The organism is Streptomyces sp. NBC_00582, from assembly GCF_036345155.1.
Taxonomy (GTDB): Bacteria; Actinomycetota; Actinomycetes; order Streptomycetales; family Streptomycetaceae; genus Streptomyces.
On the sequence record NZ_CP107772.1, the window covers coordinates 9,431,343 to 9,453,809 of the forward strand.

The following is a 22,467-nucleotide window of genomic DNA, read 5'->3' on the forward strand; positions in this document are numbered from 1 at the left end:
GGAGAGACGGATGAAGAAGATCGTCATCGGTGGGGCGGCCGTCGCCGCCATGGCCGCCACCGCCGCCGTAGCGGCCGAGCTGTTTCCCGACCTCCGGCGCTATCTGCGGATCCGCCGCATGTGACCCGGGCCGGACGCGCCCCGCGCGGCCGGGCGGTTGCGTCGAACGGGCGTAGCCGCCGACCCCTGACGGCGCGCCGGGCCGTGCCACCCGGGTGCCCCCGCCTCTAATGAAGCCCGGCGGGGGGCACGCCCACGCCCGGGGAGGTCCGAGACCGATGCACGAGATGTCCGTCGCGCTGGCCGTCGTCGACCAGGTGACCGAGGCCGCCGAGCGCGCCGGGGACGTCACGACGGTCCGCTCGGTCCGGCTCCAGGTCGGCGAACTGGCCGGGATCGTCCCCGACGCGCTCGCCTTCTGCTTCGAACTGGCCTGCGCCGGGACCCTGCTGGAGGGCGCCGAACTCGTCACCGAGGCCGTACCGGGCCGGGCCCGCTGCACGACCTGCGCCCACACCTGGGCCGTCGGCATGCCGCCCCGGCTCACCTGCCCCGGCTGCGGCGGCACCCGTACCGACCTGTGCGCCGGGCGGGAACTGCAGATCGCCTCCGTCCAGTGGGAGGACGGCGCCCCCGCGCCCGCCGGCGCACCGATCCCCGAGGAGTGCTGAAACCATGTGCCGTGTCGTCGACCTGCGGCAGGCCGTGCTCGCGAAGAACGACGCGAGCGCCCACACCCTGCGCGACCGTCTCACCGCCGGTGGCACCACCGTCGTCAACCTGCTCTCCAGCCCCGGCAGCGGCAAGACCGCGCTGCTGGAGCAGGAACTGCTGCGGGCCCGTGAGCGGTCCGTGTCCGTCGCCGCGCTGACCGCCGACCTCGCCACCGAGAACGACGCGGCCCGCCTGGCCCGCTCGGGCGTCCCGGTCAAGCAGGTGCTCACCGACGGACTGTGCCATCTGGAGGCGGGGATGCTCGCCGGGCACCTGGACGGCTGGCTGCCCGACGACACCCGGCTGCTGTTCGTGGAGAACGTCGGCAACCTCGTCTGCCCGGCCTCCTACGACCTGGGGGAGACCCTGCGCGTCGTCCTCGCCTCCGTGACCGAGGGCGAGGACAAGCCGCTGAAGTACCCCACCGCCTTCGGCCTCGCCCAGCTCGTCGTGGTCACCAAGACCGACCTCGCCGAGGCCGTCGAGTTCGACGAGCTCACGTTCCGCGCGAACGTGGAGCGGGTGAACCCGGGCGTCGAGGTGATCCTGACCTCGGCCCGCCGGGGCAAGGGCGTCGGCGCGCTGCTCGACAGGGCGCTGGCGGCCGCGGAGGGGGCGCCGGTCCACACGCCGGTCATGGCCCGCACGCCGCACTCCCACTCCCACGCGCACACCGACTCCCACTCCCACCCGTCCACGCACTCGGACCCGGCCGACGCCCTGGCCCGCACCCACCCGTGAGCGCTCCACCGTCCCCGTCCGTCGTCACCGGCGACCGGCCGCTGCGCCGCCGGGTAGTCGTCCGGGGAGTGGTGCAGGGCGTGGGCTTCCGGCCCTACGTCTACGGCCTCGCCACCGAACTCGCCCTCGTCGGGCATGTCACCAACACCCCGGAGGGCGTCGTCGCCGAGGTCGAGGGCAGCGGCGCGGCCGTGACCCGGTTCTGCGAACGGCTCGCGGTCCAGGCGCCGCCGCTCGCCGTGGTGGAGTCCGTCCACCACGAGGAGCTGCCCGCCACCGGAGGAGAGGCGTTCACGATCCTCGCCTCCCGCACCGACGGTCCGGCCCGCACCCTGGTCTCCCCGGACACGGCCACCTGCGCCGACTGCCTCGCCGAACTGGCCGACCCCGCCGACCGGCGCCACCGCCACCCCTTCGTCAACTGCACCCACTGCGGCCCGCGGTTCACCATCGTCACCGGCGTCCCCTACGACCGCGCCCACACCACCATGGCCGGCTTCCCGATGTGCGCCGACTGCCTCCGCGAGTACGGCGATCCGGCCGACCGGCGCTTCCACGCGCAGCCCGTCGCCTGCCCGGCCTGCGGGCCCACGCTGCGGCTGATCGCCCCGGCCGCCGTCGGTGATCCGATCGCCGGGGCCCGCGAACTGCTCGCGGCCGGCGCGATCCTGGCCGTGAAGGGCCTCGGCGGCTACCACCTGGCCTGCGACGCGACCGACGGCACGGCCGTGGCGCTGCTGCGGCGGCGCAAGGCCCGAGGTGACAAGCCGTTCGCCGTCATGGCCCGCCGTGCGGCCGACATCGAGCACCTCGTGCGGCTCGGACCCGAGGAAAGGCGCCTGCTCGAAGGCGGCGTCCGGCCCGTCGTCCTGCTGCGGCGACGCCCGCACCCGTCGTACGCGGCCGGGGGGCCGTGGCCCGCCGAGGCCGTCGCGCCGGGCAGCCCCGACCTCGGCGTGATGCTGCCGTACACCCCCCTGCACCATCTGCTGCTCGGCCTGCCCGGGGACCCGGACGGGCCCCGGCTGCTCGTCATGACCAGCGGCAACGTGTCCGGGGAGCCGATCGTCACCGACGACACGGAGGCCCTGGAACGGCTCGCGCACCTGGCCGACGGCTGGCTCACCCACGACCGGCCCATCCATGTGCCCTGCGACGACTCCGTGGTCCGCGTCTGCGACGGCGAGCCGCTGGTGATCCGCCGTTCGCGCGGCTACGCCCCCCTGCCGGTCACCCTGCCCCTGCCCGTCCGGCCGGCCCTCGCCGTCGGCGGGGACCTGAAGAACGCCTTCTGTCTCGGGGCCGGCCGCAAGGCCTGGCTGTCCGCGCACATCGGCGACATGGACGACCTGCGCACCCAGGGCGTGTTCGAGGGCGCGGTGGAGCAGTTGGAGTCGATCACCGGTGTCCGGCCCGAGCTCCTGGCCGCCGACCGGCACCCCGGCTACCGCTCCACCGGGTGGGCCGACCGCGCCGCGGCCGGGCGGCCCGTGGCGCGGGTGCAGCACCATCACGCGCATGTCGCCGCCGCGATGGCCGAGCACGGGCTCGACGGCACCCGCCCGGTGATCGGCGTCGCCTTCGACGGCACCGGCCACGGCGACGACGGGGCGGTGTGGGGCGGGGAGTTCCTGCTCGCGGACTACGACGGCTTCACCCGGTTCGGACACCTCGCATACGTCCCTCTGCCCGGCGGCGACGCCGCGGTGCGCCGCCCGTACCGCATGGCGCTGTCCCATCTGCGGTCCGCGGGCCTCGACCGATCGCCCGACCTGCCCTGCACACTGGCCTGCCCTTCCGAGGAACTCGCCGTACTGGAAAGGCAGTTGGAGCGCGAGCTGAACTGCGTGCCCACCTCCAGCATGGGCCGGCTCTTCGACGCCGTGTCCTCGCTCGCCGGTGTGTGCCATCGGGCCGGGTACGAGGCACAGGCCGCCGTCGAGCTGGAGGCGGCCGCCCTGCGCGCGCCCGACGGCGACACCACCGCGTACGACTTCGTCCTGCGCGCGCCGGAGCAGGGCGAGCCGGGTGCCGTACGGGCCGATCCGGCCCCCGTGGTCGCGGCCGTCGTCCGCGACCTGCGCGCCGGCCGTCCGCCGGCCCTGGTCGCGGCACGCTTCCACCGGGGCGTGACGGGGCTGGTGCGGCGGATGTGCGCGCTGGCCCGGGAGCGGCACGCGCTGGACACGGTCGCCCTGACGGGAGGCGTCTTCGCGAACACCCTGCTCTCGGCGGCGTGTGCCGCAGCCCTGCGCGAGGACGGCTTCACGGTCCTGCGGCACCGCCTGGTGCCGCCCAACGACGGCGGTCTGGCGCTGGGTCAGCTCATGGTGGCCGCGCGGACGAGGAACACCGACTGATCCCACCCACACCCACATCCCCATCCACAGCGAGGAGAGGCCCATGTGCCTGGCGGTACCCGGCAGAGTGCTCGACATCGAGGAACGCGACGGCACCCGGATGGCCACCGTCGACTTCGGCGGGGTGGTCAAGGAGGTGTGCCTGGAGTACCTGCCCGACCTCCAGGTCGGCGAGTACGCCATCGTCCACGTCGGGTTCGCCCTGCAACGGCTCGACGAGGAGTCGGCGAAGCAGACGCTCGAACTCTTCGCCGAACTCGGCATGTTGCAGGAGGAGTTCGGCGACGCCTGGGAGATGGCGGCGGCCGAGGCGGGCCGGGACGTGGTGGGGGAGGCGGGGAAGTGAAGTACATCGACGAGTTCCAGGACCCCGAGCTGGCGCGCCGGCTCCTGGACGACATCCACGCCACGGTCACCCGGCCCTGGGCGCTGATGGAGGTCTGCGGCGGTCAGACGCACAGCATCATCCGGCACGGCATCGATCAACTCCTGCCCGACGAGGTCGAGTTGATCCACGGACCGGGCTGTCCCGTCTGTGTGACCCCGCTGGAGGTCATCGACAAGGCACTGGAGATCGCCTCCCGGCCGGAGGTGATCTTCTGCTCCTTCGGCGACATGCTGCGCGTGCCGGGCACCGGCCGGGACCTCTTCCAGGTGCGGGGCGAGGGCGGTGACGTACGCGTCGTCTACTCGCCGCTCGACGCCCTGCGGATCGCGCGGGAGAACCCCGACCGCGAGGTGGTGTTCTTCGGCATCGGCTTCGAGACCACCGCCCCGCCCAACGCCATGACGGTCCATCAGGCCCGCAAGCAGGGCATCCGCAACTTCAGCATGCTGGTCTCCCACGTCCGGGTGCCCCCCGCCATCGAGGCGATCATGTCCTCGCCGACCTGCCGGGTGCAGGCCTTCCTCGCGGCCGGACACGTGTGCAGCGTGATGGGCGTGGGGGAGTACCCGGAGCTGGCGGAACGCTTCCGGGTGCCGATCGTCGTGACCGGCTTCGAACCGCTCGACATCCTCGAAGGCGTACGCCGGACCGTACGCCAGCTCGAGAGGGGCGAGCACACCGTCGACAACGCCTACGCCCGGGCCGTCCGCGCGGAGGGCAACCCCGCCGCACGGGCCATGCTGGAGGACGTCTTCGAGGTCACCGACCGCGCCTGGCGGGGCATCGGGGTGATCCCGGACAGCGGCTGGCGGCTGTCCGCGAAGTACCGCGACCACGACGCCGAGCACCGCTTCTCCGTCGAGGACATCCGGACCCGGGAACCGGCCGAGTGCCGCAGCGGCGAGGTGTTGCAGGGCCTGCTCAAGCCGCACGAGTGCGCCGCCTTCGGCACCCTGTGCACCCCCCGCACCCCGCTGGGCGCCACGATGGTCTCCAGCGAGGGCGCCTGCGCGGCGTACTACCTCTACCGGCGGCTGGACCTGCCCGCCGGCCCGACGGCCCGGGAGGCGACCCCCGTTGTCTGACACGACCGCTCTCCCCGCCCTCGACGTCGAGGGGTGGACCTGCCCGGCGCCCCTGCGCGAGCGGCCCCGGGTCGTCATGGGCCACGGCGGCGGTGGCGTCCTCTCCGCCGAACTGGTCCAGCAGATCTTCGCCCCGGCCTTCGGCGGCGAGACGCTCGCCCAGCTCGGCGACTCCGCCGTGGTCTCCCTCGGTGGCGCCCGGCTGGCCTTCTCCACCGACTCCTACGTGGTCCGCCCGCTGTTCTTCCCCGGCGGCAGCATCGGCGACCTGGCGGTCAACGGGACCGTCAACGACCTCGCCATGAGCGGCGCCCGCGCCGCCTACCTCTCCTGCGGCTTCATCCTGGAGGAGGGCGTCGAACTGGACACGGTCACCCGGGTCGCACAGGCGATGGGCGCGGCCGCGCGCACCGCCGGGGTCGAGGTGGTCACCGGGGACACCAAGGTGGTGGAGGCCGGCCACGGCGACGGGATCTTCGTCAACACGGCAGGCATCGGGGTCGTCCCGGCGGGTGTCGACCTGCGTCCGCAGCGGGTCGTCCCCTCGGACGTGGTGATCGTCAGCGGTGCCGTCGGCGTCCACGGCGTGGCGATCATGAGCGTCCGGGAGGGCCTGGAGTTCGGGGTGGAGATCGCCAGCGACTGCGCACCGCTCGGCGGTCTGGTCGAGGCGATGCTCGCGGTCACCCCCGACCTGCACGTGCTGCGCGACCCCACCCGGGGCGGCCTGGCCGCCGCGCTCAACGAGATCGCCGGCGCCTCCGGCACGGGGGTCGTCCTCCAGGAGCGGGCCGTCCCGGTCCCACCGGCCGTGGCCAACGCCTGCGCCATCCTCGGCCTCGACCCCCTGTACATCGCCAACGAGGGCAAGCTGGTCGCGTTCGTCCCGCGCGAGCACGCCGACGCCGTCCTCGCCGCGATGCGGGCCCATCCGCTCGGTGCGGACGCCGTGATCATCGGTGAGGCCGTCGAGGCGCACCCCGGCATGGTCGTGGCGCGCACCGGGCTGGGCGGCACCCGCGTGGTGGATCTGCCGATCGGGGAGCAGCTGCCGCGCATCTGCTGAGGAAGGGCCCGGTCCGCTCCGACCTGACCCTTCCTGAAAAACCGTGTTAAAAGCCGGTATGACCGGATCGCTGTCCTATGGTGATTCCGTGCGTGGAATCCTGTTGGCCGGAGGTACCGGCTCCCGACTCTGGCCGCTGACCCGCTCGGTGTCCAAACAACTGCTGCCGGTCTTCGACAAGCCGATGGTCTATTACCCGCTGTCCACCCTCGTGATGGCCGGCGTCCGGGAGATCCTCGTCATCACCACCCCCGAGGACCAGGGCCAGTTCCGCCGGTTGCTCGGGGACGGAACCCGGCTCGGACTGCGCCTGGAATACCGGGCGCAGAAACGTCCGGAGGGAATCGCCCACGCCTTCGTGCTGGGCGCCGAATTCATCGACGGGGAATCCGTCGCCCTCATCCTGGGCGACAACATCTTCCACGGCAGCGGACTCGGCACCCGGCTCGCCCGCCACGAGGACCAGGCGGGCGGCCGGGTGTTCGCCTACCAGGTGGCCAATCCCTCGGCGTACGGCGTGGTGGAGTTCGACGAACGGGGCCGTGCGGTCTCCATCGAGGAGAAACCGGCCCGGCCCCGGTCCCGCTACGCCGTCCCCGGGCTGTACTTCTACGACCACCGCGCCGTGGACATCGCCCGGACCCTACGGCCCAGCGCCCGGGGCGAGTTGGAGATCACCGACCTCAACCGCGCGTATCTGGAAGCCGGGGAACTCCAGGTCACCCGGCTCGACCGGGGCACCGCCTGGCTGGACACCGGAACCTTCACCTCCCTGGTCCAGGCCTCGGAGTTCGTCCGGGTCATCGAGGAGCGCCAGGGCTTCAAGGTCGGCTGCGTCGAGGAGACGGTCTGGCGGGCCGGCCTGATCGACGACGACCGGCTGCGGGAACTGGCCCGGCCCCTGCTGAAGAGCGGATACGGCCGCTATCTGCTGGGTCTGCTGGAGGACCCCCGGGAGGTCGCCGTGGACCGCGGGGACGAGGACCGACTGAGGAGGGCGGGCGTGTGAGACCACTCGGGATCGAAGGGGCGTGGGTGGACACGCCCCGGGTGTTCACGGACGACCGGGGCCGCTTTCACGAGTGGTTCCGGAGCGAGACCTTCAGTGAGGCGGTCGGGCACGGCTTCACGTTCGAGCAGGCGAACTGCTCCCGTTCGGTGCGCGGCACCCTCCGCGGCATCCACGGTGCGGCGGTGCCGCCGGGCCAGGCGAAGTACGTCACCTGTGTCGGCGGCGCCGTTCTCGACGTCGTGGTCGACATCCGGCTGGGTTCCCCGACCTTCGGGACCTGGGAGGCGGTGCGCCTCGACGACACGACGCATCGCTGCGTCTATCTCTCGGAGGGGCTCGGGCACGCCTTCATGGCGCTGGAGGACGACTCCACCGTCGTCTACCTCTGCTCCCGGGGATATGCGCCGGAACGTGAGTTCGGTATCCATCCGCTCGACCCGGCATTGGCCATCGCCTGGCCCGAGGATCTCACCCCCGTCCTTTCGGGAAAGGACGCCGCGGCGCCCACGCTGGCGGAAGCGGAGCGGAAGGGGCTTCTGCCGTCCTTCGAGGAATGCGCGGCATACCGCGGAAGCATGGCCGGTGAATCACCCCGGTGACGCCGGTCGGGTGATCCTCATGGTCGAGACGGGTCGAGTATTAGTCATTTTTTCATAGCGGGTGGAAGGGATGAGGTCGTTCATGGCCGAAGGAGACATGACGGCCGAGCGGAACCGATGCGCGCCGTCTGATCCCTCCCCAACGTGAGGAAGGTTCTCTTGAACCGTAGAACTATCCGAATCGCCCGCCTGAAGTCCGCCACCATGGTGACGACGGGCGCGGCCGCGGTGGCGCTGAGCGTCGTTCCGAGCACGGCGGCCATCGCCGACGCGATGCAGGCGCCGACCGCCGGTCGCCTGGTGGTGCAGGAAGTCCCCCAGGGCGTGACCCAGGCGGCTGTGGCCGACGCGGTCCGCCGGGCTGGTTCCGACGGCCGGGCGACGGTGCAGTCGTACGGCGGCCGGACCGCCGCGGACAAGGACCGCAACCCCCATCACCACGTCCAGCAGGGCGCCCGAGGCCCGCAGGGTCCCAGGGGCCCCCAGGGCCCCAGGGGCCACGACGGCAGGCCGGGCAAGCCCGGCCCGCAGGGCGCCCAGGGAGCTCAGGGTGCCCAGGGCGCACGGGGTGCTCAGGGGGCCCAGGGTGCTCAGGGCGCCCAGGGTGCTCAGGGGGCCCAGGGTGCTCAGGGCGCCCAGGGTGCTCAGGGTGCCCAGGGCGCGACTGGTGGCACCGGCGGCACTGGTGTGCAGGGTGCTCAGGGCGCGCAGGGTGCCCAGGGCGCGCAGGGTGCTCAGGGCGCGACTGGTGGCACCGGCGGCACTGGTGTGCAGGGAGCTCAGGGCGCTCAAGGTGCTCAGGGAGCTCAGGGTGCTCAGGGCGCTCAAGGTGCTCAGGGAGCCCAGGGTGCTCAGGGAGCGCAAGGCGCTCAGGGAGCCCAGGGTGCTCAGGGAGCCCAGGGTGCTCAGGGAGCCCAGGGTGCTCAGGGCGCGACTCTCACCACGTACATCGTGACCGCGGCCGGCTCCACCACGGCGACGGCCGCCTGCGACACCGGAGACCTCGTCACCGGCGGCGGATTCATCGCGTCCACCGGTTCTCCCGGCTCCAGCCAGCCGGTCCAGATCACCGGTACGCAGCAGGGATGGCAGGCCACGCAGACCGGCACCGGGGGGATGGCCCTGACCGCCTTCGCGGTCTGCGCCAACGTCGCGCCGTAGTCCCGGATGAAGTGAGCACGTGCCCCGAGGGTCCCCCTCGGGGCACCGCCGGCTACACGAGCAGTTTCCCCCCGCAGCGCGCGGCGCCCTCCTTCATCGCGATCAGGTTGGCGACGACGTACGAGATGTCGTTCTCCGAGTGCCACTCACTGGGGAAGTAGGTGACCAGGCGGGAGGACTGGAAGCGCGCCTCGATGTCGGGGACGAAGGCACGGTACTGGTCGTCCGTGTAGTACCAGAACGAGTTCTCGTTGTAGTACGCCACGTGCGTCGGATCCTGGTATGCGCCGCGGCCGTCGGAGCTGGCCGTCATCGTGAGCAGCATGCCGCCGGGTGCCAGCAGCCGGTACAGCTCGTTGATCAGCGGCACCTTCGCGGGGACGTACTCGAGGAAGTTCACCGCCCGGACCAGGCCGACGGAGTCGTCGGGCAGGTCCAGTTCCCCGGGCAGCGTCGCGACGATGTCGACGCCCTCGCCGGCCCGTCGGTCCACACCCGTGTAGCCCGGAGGCTTGCGGTGCGCCGAGCCGAGGTCCAGGGCGAGCAGTCCGCGTCGATGCGTCCAGGCGAGCGCGTTGGCCTCGATGTACTTGTCGTACAGGGTGACCGTCTCGCGCTGGATGTGCGCGTTGATCTCCGGATCGCACTGGGTGTTCGCGGAGTGGACCCGCTGGAGGTACAGACAGCGGTTGATGTGGTGGAAGTCGCCGAGGTGGAACAGACGGCACATCAGGTCCTGGTCGTCCAGCACCGTGCGCGACGCGTCGTACCCGCCCGCCTTCTCGTAGCTCTCCTTGCGGAAGGCCCGCACATGGTTCGGCGCGTACCAGATGTACGCGACGTTGTGCGGCGTCGGCGCCAGGGACACGACCTGGAGCAGCCGGCGGCCGTCGACGGTCACGTCCTCGTACTGCCAGCCGAACGTCTCGTCGAAGCGGGTCTCGTCCCGCCCGCCGTCCTCGGTGATCTGCGCGGTGTTGCTGTAGACGAAGACCGCCTCGGGATGCGCGTCGAACGCCTTGCCCAGCTCCGCCAGGCATGCCTTCGCCAGCAGGTCGTCGTGGTCCAGTTCCACGAGGATCTCGCCGCGGGCCAGCTCACACGCCCTGCGCTTGGCGGCGCCGACGCCCGTGACCTCGTCCGCGATCACCACCCGGATGCGTTCGTCGGGGTGCTCCGGCCGCCACCGGGCGCCGTTGTTGAGCAGAACGATCCACTCCCAGTCCGGACAGGTCTGCGCCTGCAGTGTCGCCAGACACTCGTCGAGGAAACGGGGCCGGTGGCTCGGGGTGAAGACGGAGAACCTCGGGGTGGCGGTCGACGTCGTCATCTGCTGCTCCCTGCGTGGCTCGCGGACGAGGGGGGCGACGCCGGTGAAATCCCGGACCCCCGCCGGTACTTGGCATGGCCGGCGGCGGTCCGCAGCCGGGCCGCCGCCGTTTCCGCCGAGGCTACGAGCCGACCCCGGCGAGGGAGCCGTACGGCAGGCGGTGGGGGGTGCGGACCACCCGAATGCACGCACGCGGGGACGCCCGACCGCGAGGTCACCCTGTCCGTACGGCCTGCGTCGTCGGGGTCCTCAGCCGGCCGGGGCCGTGATCTCCCGCTTGAGGATCTTGCCGCTCGGGCCGGTGGGGAGCTTGTCCATCAGCCAGATCTCGCGAGGGTACTTGTACGCCGCCAGCCGGTCCTTGACGAACGTGCGCAGTTCGTCCGGGGTGGCCGCCGCGCCCGGGCGCAGGACGACCGCCGCCGCGATCTCCTCGCCCAGATGGGCGTGCCCGACGCCCACCACGGCGGCCAGGGCGACGGCCGGGTGTTCGTGGAGGACCTCCTCGATCTCCCGCGGGTAGACGTTGTAACCACCCCGGATGATCATGTCCTTCTTGCGGTCGACGATGTACAGGTAGCCGTCCTCGTCCCGCCGGGCCAGATCGCCGCTGCGCAGCCAGCCGTCGGGAATGGCCGCCGCCGTCTCCTCGGGACGGTTCCAGTAGCCCTTCATCACGTTCGGGCCCCGGACGGCCAGCTCACCGACCTCGCCTGCCGGGACGTCCTGCCCCTGCTCGTCGAGCAGCCGCACCTCCACGTCACGGATCGGGGTGCCGACGGACCCGGCCTTGCGCGGCCGGTCGGGGTGGTTGAACGTCACCACCGGGCTTGTCTCGGACATGCCGAAGCCCTCGAGGATCGCGCAGCCGAACCGCCGCTCGAAGCCGTGCAGGACCTCCACCGGCAGCGAGGCGCCGCCGGAGACGCACATCCGCAGCGTCGACACGTCCGCCTCCGAGGGGTGCTGGAGCAGCGCCGCGTACATGGTGGGCACGCCCTCGAAGACGGTGGCCCGGTCACGTGCGATCGCGTCCAGCACGGCCTGCGGCTCGAAGCGGGGGACCAGCGTGAGGGAGGCCCCGGCGCGGACGGCGACGCTCATGGTGCAGATCTGGCCGAAGATGTGGAACAGCGGCAGACAGCCCACCACCACGTCGTCCGGGGTCATCCGCTGCACATGGACCGTGTTGACCTCGGTGTTGTGCCGCAGACCGCCATGGGTGAGCGTGGCGCCCTTGGGACGGCCCGTGGTGCCGGACGTGTACAGCAGGACGGCCACGTCCGCGTCGTCCGTCTCCGCCACCCCCGGCAGCGGCTCGTGCCCGGTCAGCAGTTCGGCGAAGGCGGCGGGCTCCACCGCGAGGTGCCGCACCCCGGCGGCCGCCGCGCCCTGCGCGCCCTCCCCCGGGGCCTGGTGCCACTCGCACAGCAGGCTCGCCCCGGAATCGGTGAGGTGGTACTCCGTCTCCCGCGCCTTCAGCAGCGGGTTCATCGGTACGACGACGGCCCCGGCGCGCAGCACGCCGTAGTAGAGGACGACGAACTCGGGGACGTTGGGCAGCATCAGCGCCACCCGGTCGCCCGGCCGCACCCCCTCGGCCCGCAGCAGCGCGGCGGCGCGGGCGCTGCGCTCGTCCAGCTCCCCGTACGCGATGACCCGTTCGCCCAGACGCAGCGCGGGACGGGCCGGCTGTCGCGCCGCCGTGTCCACCAGGAAGTCCGCCAGATTGGCCATGCCCGCCTCCACGCATCTCACCGTCGAAATCCGCCGTTCACGTCGACGACATGGTGCTGGCGTATCCCGCGACGACCTATGGGCGGCGGCACAGCGTCTGCGCCCCCCGATTGTTCCCCAGCACAAGAAGACCCGTCTAAGCTGCGGCAATGGACCTTGCGGGTGTGACCTCGGCGCTCCACGCGCGGCTGCCGGAACTGGGCGAGCGGATGGCGCAGCGCATCCGCTCCGCCGTGCCCGCCTACCAGGACGAGTCACTGATCCCCTTCGACTCGCTGCGCCGCTCGTGCACCGCCAACGCCGACCTCGTCCTGAGCCATTTCCACCGCGCGGACACCCCCGACCCCAGCCCCGCCCGGGACACCGGCCGGGTCCGCGCCGAACAGGGCATGCCGCTCGCCGACACCCTGCACGCCTACCGGATCGGCTTCGAACTCCTGTGGTCGGAGATCATCGAGGAGTCCCGCACCCACCCCGAGGTCTCCGACGCCCAGCTCGTCACCCAGTCGGCGGAGATCTGGGCGCTGTTCGGGCGGTACGCGGAGGCCGTGGCCGCGGCCCATCGGGAGACCGCCGCCGAGCTGACCCTGCAGCGCGAGGCCCGCCGCTCGGCGCTGGTGGAGGCCCTGTTCACCGGCGTCCTCTCGGACCGCACCACGTTGTGGGAGGCCGCCCGTGAACTGGGCCTGCCCGAACAGGGACCGTTCGCCGTCGTCGCGGCGACCGCGGGCGCCCCCGGCGAGGAGCCGCTCGCCGGGATCGAGGCCGCACTGCGCCAGGCGCAGTTGCCCTCCGCCTGGCGGCTGCTGCCCGACCAGCAGATCGGCGTGGTCGCCCTCACCGCCCCCGGCGCCGAGCAGACCTGTCTGCGCGCCCTGCGCCGCACCCCCGCCCGCGTCGGCGTCAGCCCCGGTTTCCCCTCACTGCGCGACACCCCGCAGGCCCTGCGTTTCGCCCGGCTCGCCCTGGCCGGACTGCCCGGCGTCGGGCCCGGCGTCGCCCGCTTCGACGACAACCCCCTGGCCATGCTCGTCGCGGCCGCGCCGGCCGAGGCGGCGCACCTGACCCAGGTGGTCCTCGAGCCGGTGCTCACCCTGCCGGTCGCGGAACGCTCCCGCCTGCTGACCACCCTGGAGCACTGGTTCGCCGCAGCCGGCTCCGCCGCGGACGCGGCCCGCACCCTCTTCGTCCACCCCAACACCGTCCGCTACCGGCTGCGCCGCGTGGAGGACCTGACCGGCCGCTCCCTCACCGACCCCCGCACGGCGGCGGACCTCGGCGCCGCGCTGCTCGCCGTACGCTCGCGGGAATGACCGCGGCCGCGGCACCGGAGGGATCCGCCGACGCCGCGGACGCGCGATCTCGCTCAGCGACGCCACACGCCGGAGAAGTCGATCCGGCGGGCCCAGTCGGGGTGGTCGACGAGCGGGTTGCGGTTGCCCTGGATCTCCGCGGCGGCCGCGTTGCGGTGCTGCTCGTACTCGCTCACCGGCTCGCCGTCGTGCCAGGTCAGCAGGGTGGGCAGACGTTCCTCGGGGAACTCCCCCGGTGCGTCGCCGACCAGCCCCGGATAGCGCAGCAGGAAGTACAGGGTGGCCCGGGCGACGCTCCCCTTGCCCTGCCGCGGCTCGAACCCCTCGGCCTCGCGCATCCCGCAGGCGTCCCGGACCGCCTCCGGGAAGCCGGGGAAGTCGATGTACGGGATGTTGCCGCGGAAGCTGTTGCAGCCGGACTCGCACGCGAACAGGTGGTGCAGATCGCCCCGCATCGGCTCCTGCTTGGCGAACCACGACTGCGGCACCACATGTTCGCAGTTGAACGGCAGCGAGTCCTCCAGCGCGTCGAACTCGGCCTCGAACTCGGCCGGCCCCGCCGTGCTCTCGTGCAGCAGGAGCTCCCGGACCCGGGCCAGCCGGTTCTCCGCGACGGCGGCGTCGGCCCGGATGAACTCCTCCGGCGCGAAGTCCTTGCCGGAGTAGATGCTGTGCAGCCGGCCGTCCGGGTGCAGATCGACCCACGGATACAGCAGGCGGATCGGCTTGTACCGCGGCCGCGGCGTGTGGGTCCGCTCCAGCAGATCGGTGAGCGCGCGGCGCAGCGCGTCACCGCTCAGCTCGCCGACGCCCGCGTAGTAGGCCTCGCGGGCGGCCTGGTCGGCGGCGCGGTCGTAGTACGGCCGGTCCTGGGCGAGCCGGAGGTTGACCAGGGCCGCGGTCACGTCCTTCTCGACCGCCGAGGCCGTCTCCACCGGGCCGGCGGCGATCGGTGCCGCCGGGGGAGGCGGGGGTGTGAGCGGCGGGGAGGGAGGCACGGGGACGGGCTGCGCGCCGGTGACCCCGGCCGCCGTCGGCGCCGCCGACGGACCGAGGCCGACGGTGACCCAGAGGGGGACGGTCAGCCGCGCGGTGCCCTCGGGGACGTACGCCGGGCGCGAACCGTTCGGGCCGGCGGTCCCGTTGGCGGAGGGCGCGGGTGCCGGTGCGGGTCTCGGCGCGTTCTCGGGCGGCGCCGGTGCCGCGGGCCCCGCCGTGAACACCTCGTCGCGCAGCCGGGCCGCCTCGCCGGCCGGGCTCATCGCGTGCAGCGCGCCCAGCACCCGGCTGATCCGCACCCCCTCGTTCGCCTTCCACGCCAGCCGCTGCTCACCCATGTCCGGCTGCCAGACCGTGCCGTCCACGCTCAGCGGCCGGCCCTGTTCGTCCGTCTTCGGCACGGCCGAGTGGTGCAGCGCCACGACCTCCCACTGGTCGTTGAAGACCGGAGAACCCGATGACCCCGGCTGGGTGTCGCACTCGTAGTGCAGGAAGTCGTCCAGCACGTCGACGACTTGGTTGTCACGCAGCGCCAACTGCTTCGGCTCGCCGCGCGGATGCTGGACGATGTTGACGAACTCCCCGATGACTACCTTGCCCTGGGCCTCGCTGAGCGTCAGCCGCCCGAACGACGACAACGCCTCGCCCTGCGTGCCGCGCGGCGCCACCGCGACCAGACTGAAGTCCAGCCCCTGGTCGGTGACGAAGAACCGCTGCGGCTCCAGCCGGAAGACCGCCGGGACGAGGGGACCGCCGTCCACCCCGTCCTGGAAGGCGAACGCGACCTCGCTGCGGGCCGCCTCCTCCGGGTCGCCCAGAACATGATGGTTGGTCAGCAGCAGGGCGGGGGAGATGAGGAAACCGGTGCCGTGGCCACCGCCAGGCCCTCTGACCGTGATCCGGCCGACCGGGCGCGCGGCCAGGACGCCCTCCTCCAGGAAGGCGACCGGGGTGAGGTTGTTGCGCCCGATGAGACGCTCCAGGCCCAGCACATCACGGCCGAAGCTGTCCGGGGGCAGCAGCAGGGTGCTCCCCGCCGTGGCCGCCGGCTGCGACGGCGTCCGTTCGATCGCCCGGGCCAGGGACCAGTCGGCGCCGAGCCGGGCCAGCCGCTTCTCGACCCGCTCGGGATCGTCGGCGTACAGCACACCGCTCGTGGCGAGCACGGCCTTGTTGCGGTCGCGCTGCCCGGTCCGGTCCGCGTAGCGCCGTGCGGCCGCGGTGAGCTGGGACAGTTGGTCAGAGGCGCGTTCGCTCCGGAGTTCCGTCGTCATGGGTCTGCCTCCTCGGCCTTCCCGGGCCGACAGTCCGCTGCGGCGGGAGCCGAGACGTACGCAGAGCGTGCCGGTCGCGTCGCGGGCGCGAACTACGACGGCTGTACGGGGATGGTGGTGATTTCCCTATAATCATCGCCTTTTGGGGTGCGTCACGCCAATCGGAGGCTCAGTCGGCGGCGCGCAGCGCGACCCAGGTGTCGTGGGCCACGACACCGTCGGCCGACAGGCCCTTGGCACTCTGGAAGGCACGCACCGCGCTCGTCGTCTCGGGGCCGAACTCACCGTTCACCCCGGCGCTTCCCACGCTGTAGCCGCGTTTCGTCAGCATGCACTGCACCTGCGACACCTTCTTGCCGCTGTCTCCCTCCTGTGTACGGCCGTTGCCGTTGTAGTCCGTGCAGTCGGTGTTCCAGGGCTGGGAGGCGGGCGGCTCGGCCGACGGCGTGGTGGGGTCCGTACTCGGAGCGGAGGAAGTGCCCGTGCCGCTACCGGTGTCGGTCCCTGCGCTCGTCGAGGTGGGGGAGCCGCCGGCGGTCGTGGAACCGGGCGCCTCCGGCCGGCCGGAGGCGGGGCCGCCGTCGGCGTCGGCCCGCCCGTTCGAGGAGCCTGCCGCCGACGCCCTGTCCGGCATGCCGGACGTCCCCGGGAGCGCGACATTGCCGGGTCCGGCACCCGGCGCGACACCGGTCACCGTCTCGACGTCCGTCGGAGGGGCCGCTGTTGCCGGACCGTCCGGCCGTAGGAGGACGACCCCACCGGCCGCGACCGCGCACAGCGCGGCACCCGCCACGACGACGGTCACCCGCTTGCGGCGCGTCCACCGCCGAGATCTTGCCGAAAGTAAGACTTCTGACGCCGCGTCACCGGAGGCGGAGGGAGGAGCTTGCCCGGACACCGCCGACGCCGACGGCGAGTGCGAGGGCGTGGGGCGGGCCGGTGATGGTGCGCTGGAGGGTTCGGAAGGGGCGGGGGTGGCCTCGGACTGCACGGCGGGGAGTTCGGCGGGGGCGGCCGGGGCCAGGTGTACGGCGTCGGGGTCGCGCCGGTCCTGCGGTACGGCGTCGGCGTTCGGCCGGTTCGGCGGTGGGTCGGTGACGCCGGGAGGGGCCGGGCGGCTCACCGGGCCCGGTGCCGGGGTGCGGGAGGCCGCGGGGCGGTGGACCGAGGGGAACAGGCGGACAGCTCGCTCGACGGGCAGCCGGTGCAGGGTCTCGTACGCCTCCTGCCGGGCCAGCACCTCGCCGTGCAGCGGTTCGGGCCAGCCGTCCGCGGCGTACGCCCCGGCGGCCTCGATCAGTTCCCCGGCGGTGGGGCGCTGCCCGGCCTCCTTGGCCAGGCACCGGGCCAGCAGCGCGGCGAGCCCGGGGTCCGCCGCCGCGACCACCGCGGTCACCTTCGGATCGGGTTCCTCGAACGCCACCCGGTGCATCACGTCGACGCCGGTGCCGTCGCCGAACGGGGCACGCCCGGTGGCCGCGTACACCAGGGTTCCGGCCAGCGAGAACACGTCCGAGGCGGCGTCGCAGGTGCCGGTCCTGAGGTACTCCGGCGACATGTAGGCGGGCGTGCCCACCCGGTTCCCCGTACCGGTGAGCGCGCTCGCGTCCGCCGCCTTGGAGATCCCGAAGTCGATCAGGTGCGCGCCCTGGACGGACAGCAGCACGTTGGACGGCTTCAGATCCCGGTGGACGACCCCGGCGGCGTCCAGCGCGGCCAGGGCCCGCCCCAGATCCGCGACCAGCCGCCACACCGTGGCCGCGGGCAGGGCGCCGCCCCCGCGTACGGCCTCCGTCAGATCGAACCCCGGGATGTACTCGGTGGCCATCCACAGCAACTCGTCCTCGAACCCCGTACCGCACAACCGTGGCGCGTACGGCGGGCCCAGCCGGGAGTGCACCGCCGCCTCCCGCTCGAAACGGCGCTGGAAACGGACGTCCTCGGCGTACTCCGGGCGGATCACCTTCACCGCGAACAGTCCCGGGCCGTCGTCGGCGGCCCGGGCCAGATAGACCCGTCCCATCCCGCCGCTGCCGAGCAGGGCCAGCGGCACATAGGGGCCGACACGGCCGGGATCCCCGACCCGCAGGGGTGCGGCGCCGGTCTGCCGCAGCGCGGCGGTCTCGGCCGCCGTGGCACTCGGTGGGGTCGGCCGGTGGTGAGACACTGAACTCCCGAAGTGATGTTCGCCGTACGCCAGTTCGTTCGAGGCGGGTAAAACGAGGCTAGCCCAGTCGCCGCCTGTGCTCAGGCTTTCAAACACTTCCGTGACCGCTTGATCATCCGAACCCCGGCGGTCGCCGGCGGCACGGCCCGCCGACGGGGCCCGGGGGAGCGGGCCGGACGACGTTCAAGGCGCCGCAGCCGGGGCACCCGGGGCGGGGCGGATCCGAACCGGAGCCGCCGCATCCGGCTGGAGGTGGACGACATGGGGCACGGCGGAAACGTCATCGATGAACTAATGACCGATCACCGCGAGGTGGAGGAGCTCTTCGGCAAGATCGAGCGACTGCCCGCGGGGCACAAGGACCGCAAGATGTACGCGGACCAGGCCACCATCGAACTGGTCCGGCACTCGGTGGCCGAGGAGGCCTTCCTCTACCCGGCCGTGCGGGAGCACGTCCCCGGCGGAGACGCGCTGGCCGACAAGGAGCTGGAGGACCACGCCGGCGCCGAGCGGATCATGAAGGACCTGGAGGGCTGCGCCGCCGAGGACGCGGACTTCGACGAGCTCATCGGGAAGTTGATGGGGGAGATCCGCGAGCACATCGCCGACGAGGAGCAGAACCTCTTCCCGAGGCTGCGCTCCTCCTGCCCGCCGGACGCGCTGGACAAGCTGGGCGACAAGGTCCGCACGGCGAAGAAGACCGCGCCGACCCGGCCGCACCCGACCGCCCCGGACAAGCCCCCGGCGAACAAGATGCTGGCCCCGGGCGTCGGCCTGGTCGACCGCCTCCGCGACGCCCTCTCCGGCCGAGGCAAGCACGGCTGACCCCCTCCATCGGGCGGGACGGCGCGGCAGCCGCTGCTGTCGGGAAACGGGGAGGGGCGTGGCTGCCCCTCGCTCCCGGCCCTCAGACCGTCGGCCCGCTGTAGGGCGTGTTTCGAGACTCCCGCCTGCCCTTCGGGCGGACGACGGGACTTTCTAAACACGCCCCGGCGCCTCAGGCCACCAGCCCCCGCCCCGACCCCAACCGGTCCAGCAGGTGTTCGCGGTGGAGGTCGGCCACCGGGCCGATGAGGTCGGGGTGGCGCAGCAGCGCGGCCGCTCGGCGGTCGTGGGCGTCGGGGGCGAGCAGGCGCCGGAACTCCACCGGCGTCCCGCTCGTATGGGAGCCGCCGGACAGGCCGGCCACCGCACGCGCCGCCAGGTCCGGGTCGGCGAGGAGACCGGCCGCCCAGCTCGCGACGACCTCGTCGACCCAGCTGCGCCAGGCCGCGTCGTCCGGATCCTCCCCGGCGCCGCTCAGCCGGTCGAGCCCGGCCGAGCCACCCGGCCCCGCGATCCCGACCAGCGCCGAGTCCGTCGCCGTCGGGTAGCGCAGCCACGCCGCGACGGTGACCGCCTGGCGGGCCTGCGCCTCACAGAGGGCGACGGCGAGCGCGCCCCCGGAGGCGGGGTAGGCGCGTGTCAGCCACTGGGTCGTCGCGGCGATGAGCGGGGCGAGGTCTGCGAGCACTGGGGACCGTCCGTGCGGGTGCGGGGCGCCGGGAGGAGAGCGGTGCGGGGGACAGGGGTTCCTTCGAAACGGTAGCGGAGCCCTGCGCGGTCTCTTGACGTGTACTTGGCACAGTGGCTTGATGGGAGCGCTCCCACACTCCCGCATCCCGCCTTCTTGGCCTCACTCCTGGAGCCGCAGTGAGAACGACAAGAAGCACGACACGAGGCACCACAGGAAGCACGACCCGTATCGCGACGCGCCGCCCGCCGGGCCCTACGACCGACGGCCCGCCCCGGAAGCACCCCTTCGCCACCCTCCTGACCAGGCTCGCCGTCCTTCTCGGCCTGCTCGCCCTGGGCGTCCTCGCCCCCTCCCAGGCCCAAGCCCGCCCCGACGACCTCGCGGCCACCGGCCTCCACATCGCCAACGGCCGGCTGCTGGAGGCCAACGGGAACGACTTCGTCATGCGTGGCGTCAATCACGCCCACACCTGGTACCCCGGCGAGCTCCAGTCGCTGGCCGACATCAAGGCGCTGGGCGCCAACACCGTCCGAGTGGTCCTCGCCGACGGCCATCGCTGGAGCGCCAACAGCGCCTCGGACGTGGCGAACGTGATCGCCCAGTGCAAGGCCAACCGTCTCATCTGCGTCCTGGAGGTGCACGACACCACCGGCTACGGCGAGGACTCCGCGGCCGGCACCCTCGACCAGGCCGCCGACTACTGGATCGGTCTGAAGGACGTCCTGGCCGGCCAGGAGAACCACGTCGTCATCAACATCGGCAACGAGCCCTGGGGCAACACCGGTCCCGACGGCTGGACCGCCCCCACCATCGCCGCGGTCAAGAAGCTGCGCGACGCCGGCTTCCAGCACACGATCATGGTGGACGCGCCCAACTGGGGCCAGGACTGGCAGGGCGTGATGCGCGCCAACGCCCAGTCCGTGTACGCCGCCGACACCACCGGCAACCTGATCTTCTCGATCCACATGTACAGCGTGTTCGACACCGCGGCGGAGATCACCGACTACCTCAACGCCTTCGTCAACGCCAAACTGCCCCTGCTCATCGGCGAGTTCGGCGGTCCGGCCGACCAGTGGGGCGACCCCGACGAGGACACCATGATGGCCACCGCCCAGCAGTTGAAGCTGGGCTACCTCGCCTGGTCCTGGAGCGGCAACACCGACCCGATCCTCGACCTGGCGACCGACTTCGACCCCGCCCGGCTCAGTTCCTGGGGCCGGCGCGTCTTCAACGGCGTCAACGGCATCGCCCAGACCGCGAAGGAGGCCACGGTCTACGGCGGCGGCACCCCGGGCGACACCCAGGCGCCGACCACCCCGGGCACCCCGACGGCCTCCGCGGTGACCGCCACGTCCGCGACCCTCACCTGGACGGCCGCGACCGACAACGTCGGCGTCACCGGGTACGACATCGTCCGCGTCAGCGGCGGCACCGAGTCCGCCGTCGCCGCCTCCAGCAGCAACGGCGTGACCGTGACGGGCCTCGGCGCCAGCACGTCGTACACGTTCGCCGTCTACGCCAGGGACGCGGCCGGCAACCGCTCGGCCCGCTCCGGCACGGTCGCCGTGACGACCGCCGCCGCTCCCGCCACGCCCTGCTCCGTCCGCTACCGCGCCGTGGGCGAATGGCCGGGCGGCTTCCAGGGGGAGATCGTCCTGGGCAACCCGGGCGGCGCCGCGATCAACGGCTGGAAGCTCGTCTTCACCTTCGCCGACGGGCAGACGGTCACCACCATGTGGGGCGGTACGCCGACCCAGAGCGGCGGCACGGTGACCGTCGCCCCCGCGTCGTACACCTCCACCATCCCCGCCGGCGGCTCGGTCACCGTCGGCTTCATCGGCGGCAAGGGCAGCACGAACACCGCCCCGACCGCCTTCACCCTCAACGGCACCACCTGCACGACCACCTGACGTGCCACTTCTCCGGCGCGGCCGGCCGACGCCCTATCGTCGGCCGGCCGCCCCCCGTAACCCCGCAGGGAAAAAGCGTTTGCCCCGGGCGCGCCCACTCCGTACGGTCGCAGCACTCTTACGCACCACGCTCTCTCGAACGAACGCCGCAGAACGGGAGCAGGCCCGCGCACCGCGCGCGGAGCCAGGAGGGGCGGCAGTTCTGTCCGTATGCCCTCCTCAAGGACTGCTCTCATGAAGATCGGCCTCGGCCTTCCCATCGACGACCCCGCCCTCCTCCTGGCCTGGGCGCGGCGCGCCGACGCGGGCCCGTTCAGCACGCTCGGCCTGCTCGACCGGCTCGTGTTCGACAACCCCGAGCCCCTGGTCACCCTCGCCGCCCTCGCCGGCGCCACCTCACGCATCCGCATCCAGACCGAGGTGCTCATCGCGCCCCTCCACCGCACCGCGCTGCTCGCCAAGCAGACCGCGACCCTCGACCGCGTCTCCGGCGGCCGGTTCACCCTCGGCATCGGCGTCGGCGGCCGCGAGGACGACTTCCTCGCCGCCGGCGTCGATCCGCGCGGCCGCGGCCGCCGTCTCGACGAGCAGATGGCCCTGCTGCGCCGCCTCTGGGCCGGTGAGCCCCACGGGGAGGGTGTCAGGCCCGTCGGACCCTCGCCCCTCACCCCGGGCGGCCCCGAAGTACTCTTCGGGGGCTTCGCGCCCGCCGCCCTGGAACGGGTGGGCCGCTTCGGCGACGGCTTCCTCGGCGCCGCCCTGCCCCCGCAGCACCTCGACGGCCTCTTCCGCGAGGTGGAGAACGCCTGGGAGAAGTACGACCGCCCCGGCCGGCCCCGGCTGGTCGCCCAGATCAGCGTCGCCCTCGGCCCGCAGGACACGGTGGACCGGGCCCGGCGCAACCTCCTCGACTACTACGCCTTCACCGGCCGCGCCGCCTACATGGCCGACGGACTGCTCACCACCCCGCGGACGATCGGCGCGGCCGTCGCCGCCCTCGCCGGCATCGGCGCCGACGAGGTCGTCCTGTACTGCTGGGCCCCGGACCCCGCACAGGTGGACCGGCTGGCCGAGGTGGTGTTCTAGGCCCGGGCG

General features: G+C 72.8%; 20 protein-coding genes. 15 read left to right on the plus strand and 5 right to left on the minus strand.

Going from position 1 to position 22,467, the window contains the following annotated elements; genetic code table 11:
• Nucleotides 1-10 precede the first annotated feature (10 nt).
• From OG852_RS51075 to OG852_RS42710, 11 genes are all read left to right on the plus strand, one after another.
• The gene (locus OG852_RS51075) at nt 11-124 is read left to right on the plus strand and encodes a DUF6893 family small protein (protein ID WP_443064618.1); all 114 of its coding nucleotides are present in this window, start codon (nt 11-13) and stop codon (nt 122-124) included.
• A 154-nt stretch (nt 125-278) separates the two neighbouring features.
• A complete protein-coding gene (gene hypA / locus OG852_RS42665; RefSeq protein WP_133913116.1) occupies nt 279-671 on the plus strand; it encodes a hydrogenase maturation nickel metallochaperone HypA in 393 nt (130 codons plus the stop codon).
• Between the two features lie 4 nt (nt 672-675).
• Nucleotides 676-1,455: a hydrogenase nickel incorporation protein HypB gene (hypB, locus tag OG852_RS42670; protein ID WP_330350685.1), complete on the plus strand. Its 780-nt coding sequence runs from the start codon at nt 676-678 to the stop codon at nt 1,453-1,455.
• Entirely contained in the window at nt 1,452-3,815 is a 2,364-nt protein-coding gene (gene hypF, locus OG852_RS42675) for a carbamoyltransferase HypF (protein WP_330350686.1), read from the plus strand. The genes hypB and hypF overlap by 4 nt, the downstream gene beginning before the upstream one ends.
• A gap of 43 nt (nt 3,816-3,858) precedes the next feature.
• Nucleotides 3,859-4,161 carry a HypC/HybG/HupF family hydrogenase formation chaperone gene (locus OG852_RS42680; RefSeq protein ID WP_133913119.1) on the plus strand — a complete coding sequence of 101 codons (303 nt, stop codon included), beginning with the start codon at nt 3,859-3,861 and terminating at the stop codon, nt 4,159-4,161.
• Nucleotides 4,158-5,288, plus strand: a complete 1,131-nt coding sequence (hypD, locus tag OG852_RS42685; RefSeq protein ID WP_133913120.1) for a hydrogenase formation protein HypD — start codon at nt 4,158-4,160, stop codon at nt 5,286-5,288. Before OG852_RS42680 ends, hypD begins: the two co-directional genes overlap by 4 nt.
• Complete coding sequence (gene hypE / locus OG852_RS42690; protein ID WP_330350687.1) at nt 5,281-6,354, plus strand: hydrogenase expression/formation protein HypE; 1,074 nt, start codon at nt 5,281-5,283, stop codon at nt 6,352-6,354. Before hypD ends, hypE begins: the two co-directional genes overlap by 8 nt.
• Nucleotides 6,355-6,442: 88 nt before the next feature.
• A complete protein-coding gene (gene rfbA, locus OG852_RS42695; RefSeq protein ID WP_133913122.1) occupies nt 6,443-7,363 on the plus strand; it encodes a glucose-1-phosphate thymidylyltransferase RfbA in 921 nt (306 codons plus the stop codon).
• Complete coding sequence (locus OG852_RS42700; protein WP_133913123.1) at nt 7,360-7,965, plus strand: dTDP-4-dehydrorhamnose 3,5-epimerase family protein; 606 nt, start codon at nt 7,360-7,362, stop codon at nt 7,963-7,965. The genes rfbA and OG852_RS42700 overlap by 4 nt, the downstream gene beginning before the upstream one ends.
• 550 nt (nt 7,966-8,515) lie before the next feature.
• Nucleotides 8,516-8,920 carry a hypothetical protein gene (locus OG852_RS42705; RefSeq protein WP_330350688.1) on the plus strand — a complete coding sequence of 135 codons (405 nt, stop codon included), beginning with the start codon at nt 8,516-8,518 and terminating at the stop codon, nt 8,918-8,920.
• Nucleotides 8,917-9,126 (plus strand): hypothetical protein, encoded by a 210-nt coding sequence (locus tag OG852_RS42710; RefSeq protein WP_330350689.1) that lies wholly within the window; start codon nt 8,917-8,919, stop codon nt 9,124-9,126. The genes OG852_RS42705 and OG852_RS42710 overlap by 4 nt, the downstream gene beginning before the upstream one ends.
• A 52-nt stretch (nt 9,127-9,178) precedes the next feature.
• Here OG852_RS42710 and OG852_RS42715 read toward each other — a convergent pair whose 3' ends face one another.
• Nucleotides 9,179-10,456, minus strand: a complete 1,278-nt coding sequence (locus tag OG852_RS42715; RefSeq protein WP_133913124.1) for a glycosyltransferase — start codon at nt 10,454-10,456, stop codon at nt 9,179-9,181.
• Between the two features lie 249 nt (nt 10,457-10,705).
• The gene (locus OG852_RS42720; protein ID WP_330350690.1) at nt 10,706-12,193 is read right to left on the minus strand and encodes a long-chain-fatty-acid--CoA ligase; all 1,488 of its coding nucleotides are present in this window, start codon (nt 12,191-12,193) and stop codon (nt 10,706-10,708) included.
• A 149-nt stretch (nt 12,194-12,342) separates the two neighbouring features.
• Between OG852_RS42720 and OG852_RS42725 the strand changes: the two genes are divergently transcribed.
• Entirely contained in the window at nt 12,343-13,506 is a 1,164-nt protein-coding gene (locus OG852_RS42725) for a PucR family transcriptional regulator (protein ID WP_330350691.1), read from the plus strand.
• A gap of 53 nt (nt 13,507-13,559) precedes the next feature.
• Here the strand turns inward: OG852_RS42725 and OG852_RS42730 are convergent, their stop codons facing one another.
• Nucleotides 13,560-15,779: an endonuclease gene (locus tag OG852_RS42730; RefSeq protein ID WP_330350692.1), complete on the minus strand. Its 2,220-nt coding sequence runs from the start codon at nt 15,777-15,779 to the stop codon at nt 13,560-13,562.
• A 169-nt stretch (nt 15,780-15,948) separates the two neighbouring features.
• Nucleotides 15,949-17,946, minus strand: a complete 1,998-nt coding sequence (locus tag OG852_RS42735; protein ID WP_330350693.1) for a protein kinase domain-containing protein — start codon at nt 17,944-17,946, stop codon at nt 15,949-15,951.
• A gap of 261 nt (nt 17,947-18,207) precedes the next feature.
• On the opposite strand from OG852_RS42735, the gene OG852_RS42740 reads away from it, so the two are divergent.
• The gene (locus tag OG852_RS42740) at nt 18,208-18,771 is read left to right on the plus strand and encodes a hemerythrin domain-containing protein (protein ID WP_330350694.1); all 564 of its coding nucleotides are present in this window, start codon (nt 18,208-18,210) and stop codon (nt 18,769-18,771) included.
• A 172-nt stretch (nt 18,772-18,943) separates the two neighbouring features.
• On the opposite strand, the gene OG852_RS42745 is transcribed toward OG852_RS42740, so the two are convergent.
• Entirely contained in the window at nt 18,944-19,459 is a 516-nt protein-coding gene (locus tag OG852_RS42745; RefSeq protein WP_330350695.1) for a hypothetical protein, read from the minus strand.
• 230 nt (nt 19,460-19,689) lie between these two features.
• Between OG852_RS42745 and OG852_RS42750 the strand changes: the two genes are divergently transcribed.
• Both OG852_RS42750 and OG852_RS42755 read left to right on the plus strand, forming a co-directional pair.
• Nucleotides 19,690-21,372: a cellulase family glycosylhydrolase gene (locus OG852_RS42750; protein ID WP_443064675.1), complete on the plus strand. Its 1,683-nt coding sequence runs from the start codon at nt 19,690-19,692 to the stop codon at nt 21,370-21,372.
• A gap of 234 nt (nt 21,373-21,606) precedes the next feature.
• The gene (locus tag OG852_RS42755; RefSeq protein WP_330350696.1) at nt 21,607-22,458 is read left to right on the plus strand and encodes an LLM class flavin-dependent oxidoreductase; all 852 of its coding nucleotides are present in this window, start codon (nt 21,607-21,609) and stop codon (nt 22,456-22,458) included.
• Nucleotides 22,459-22,467: the final 9 nt, after the last annotated feature.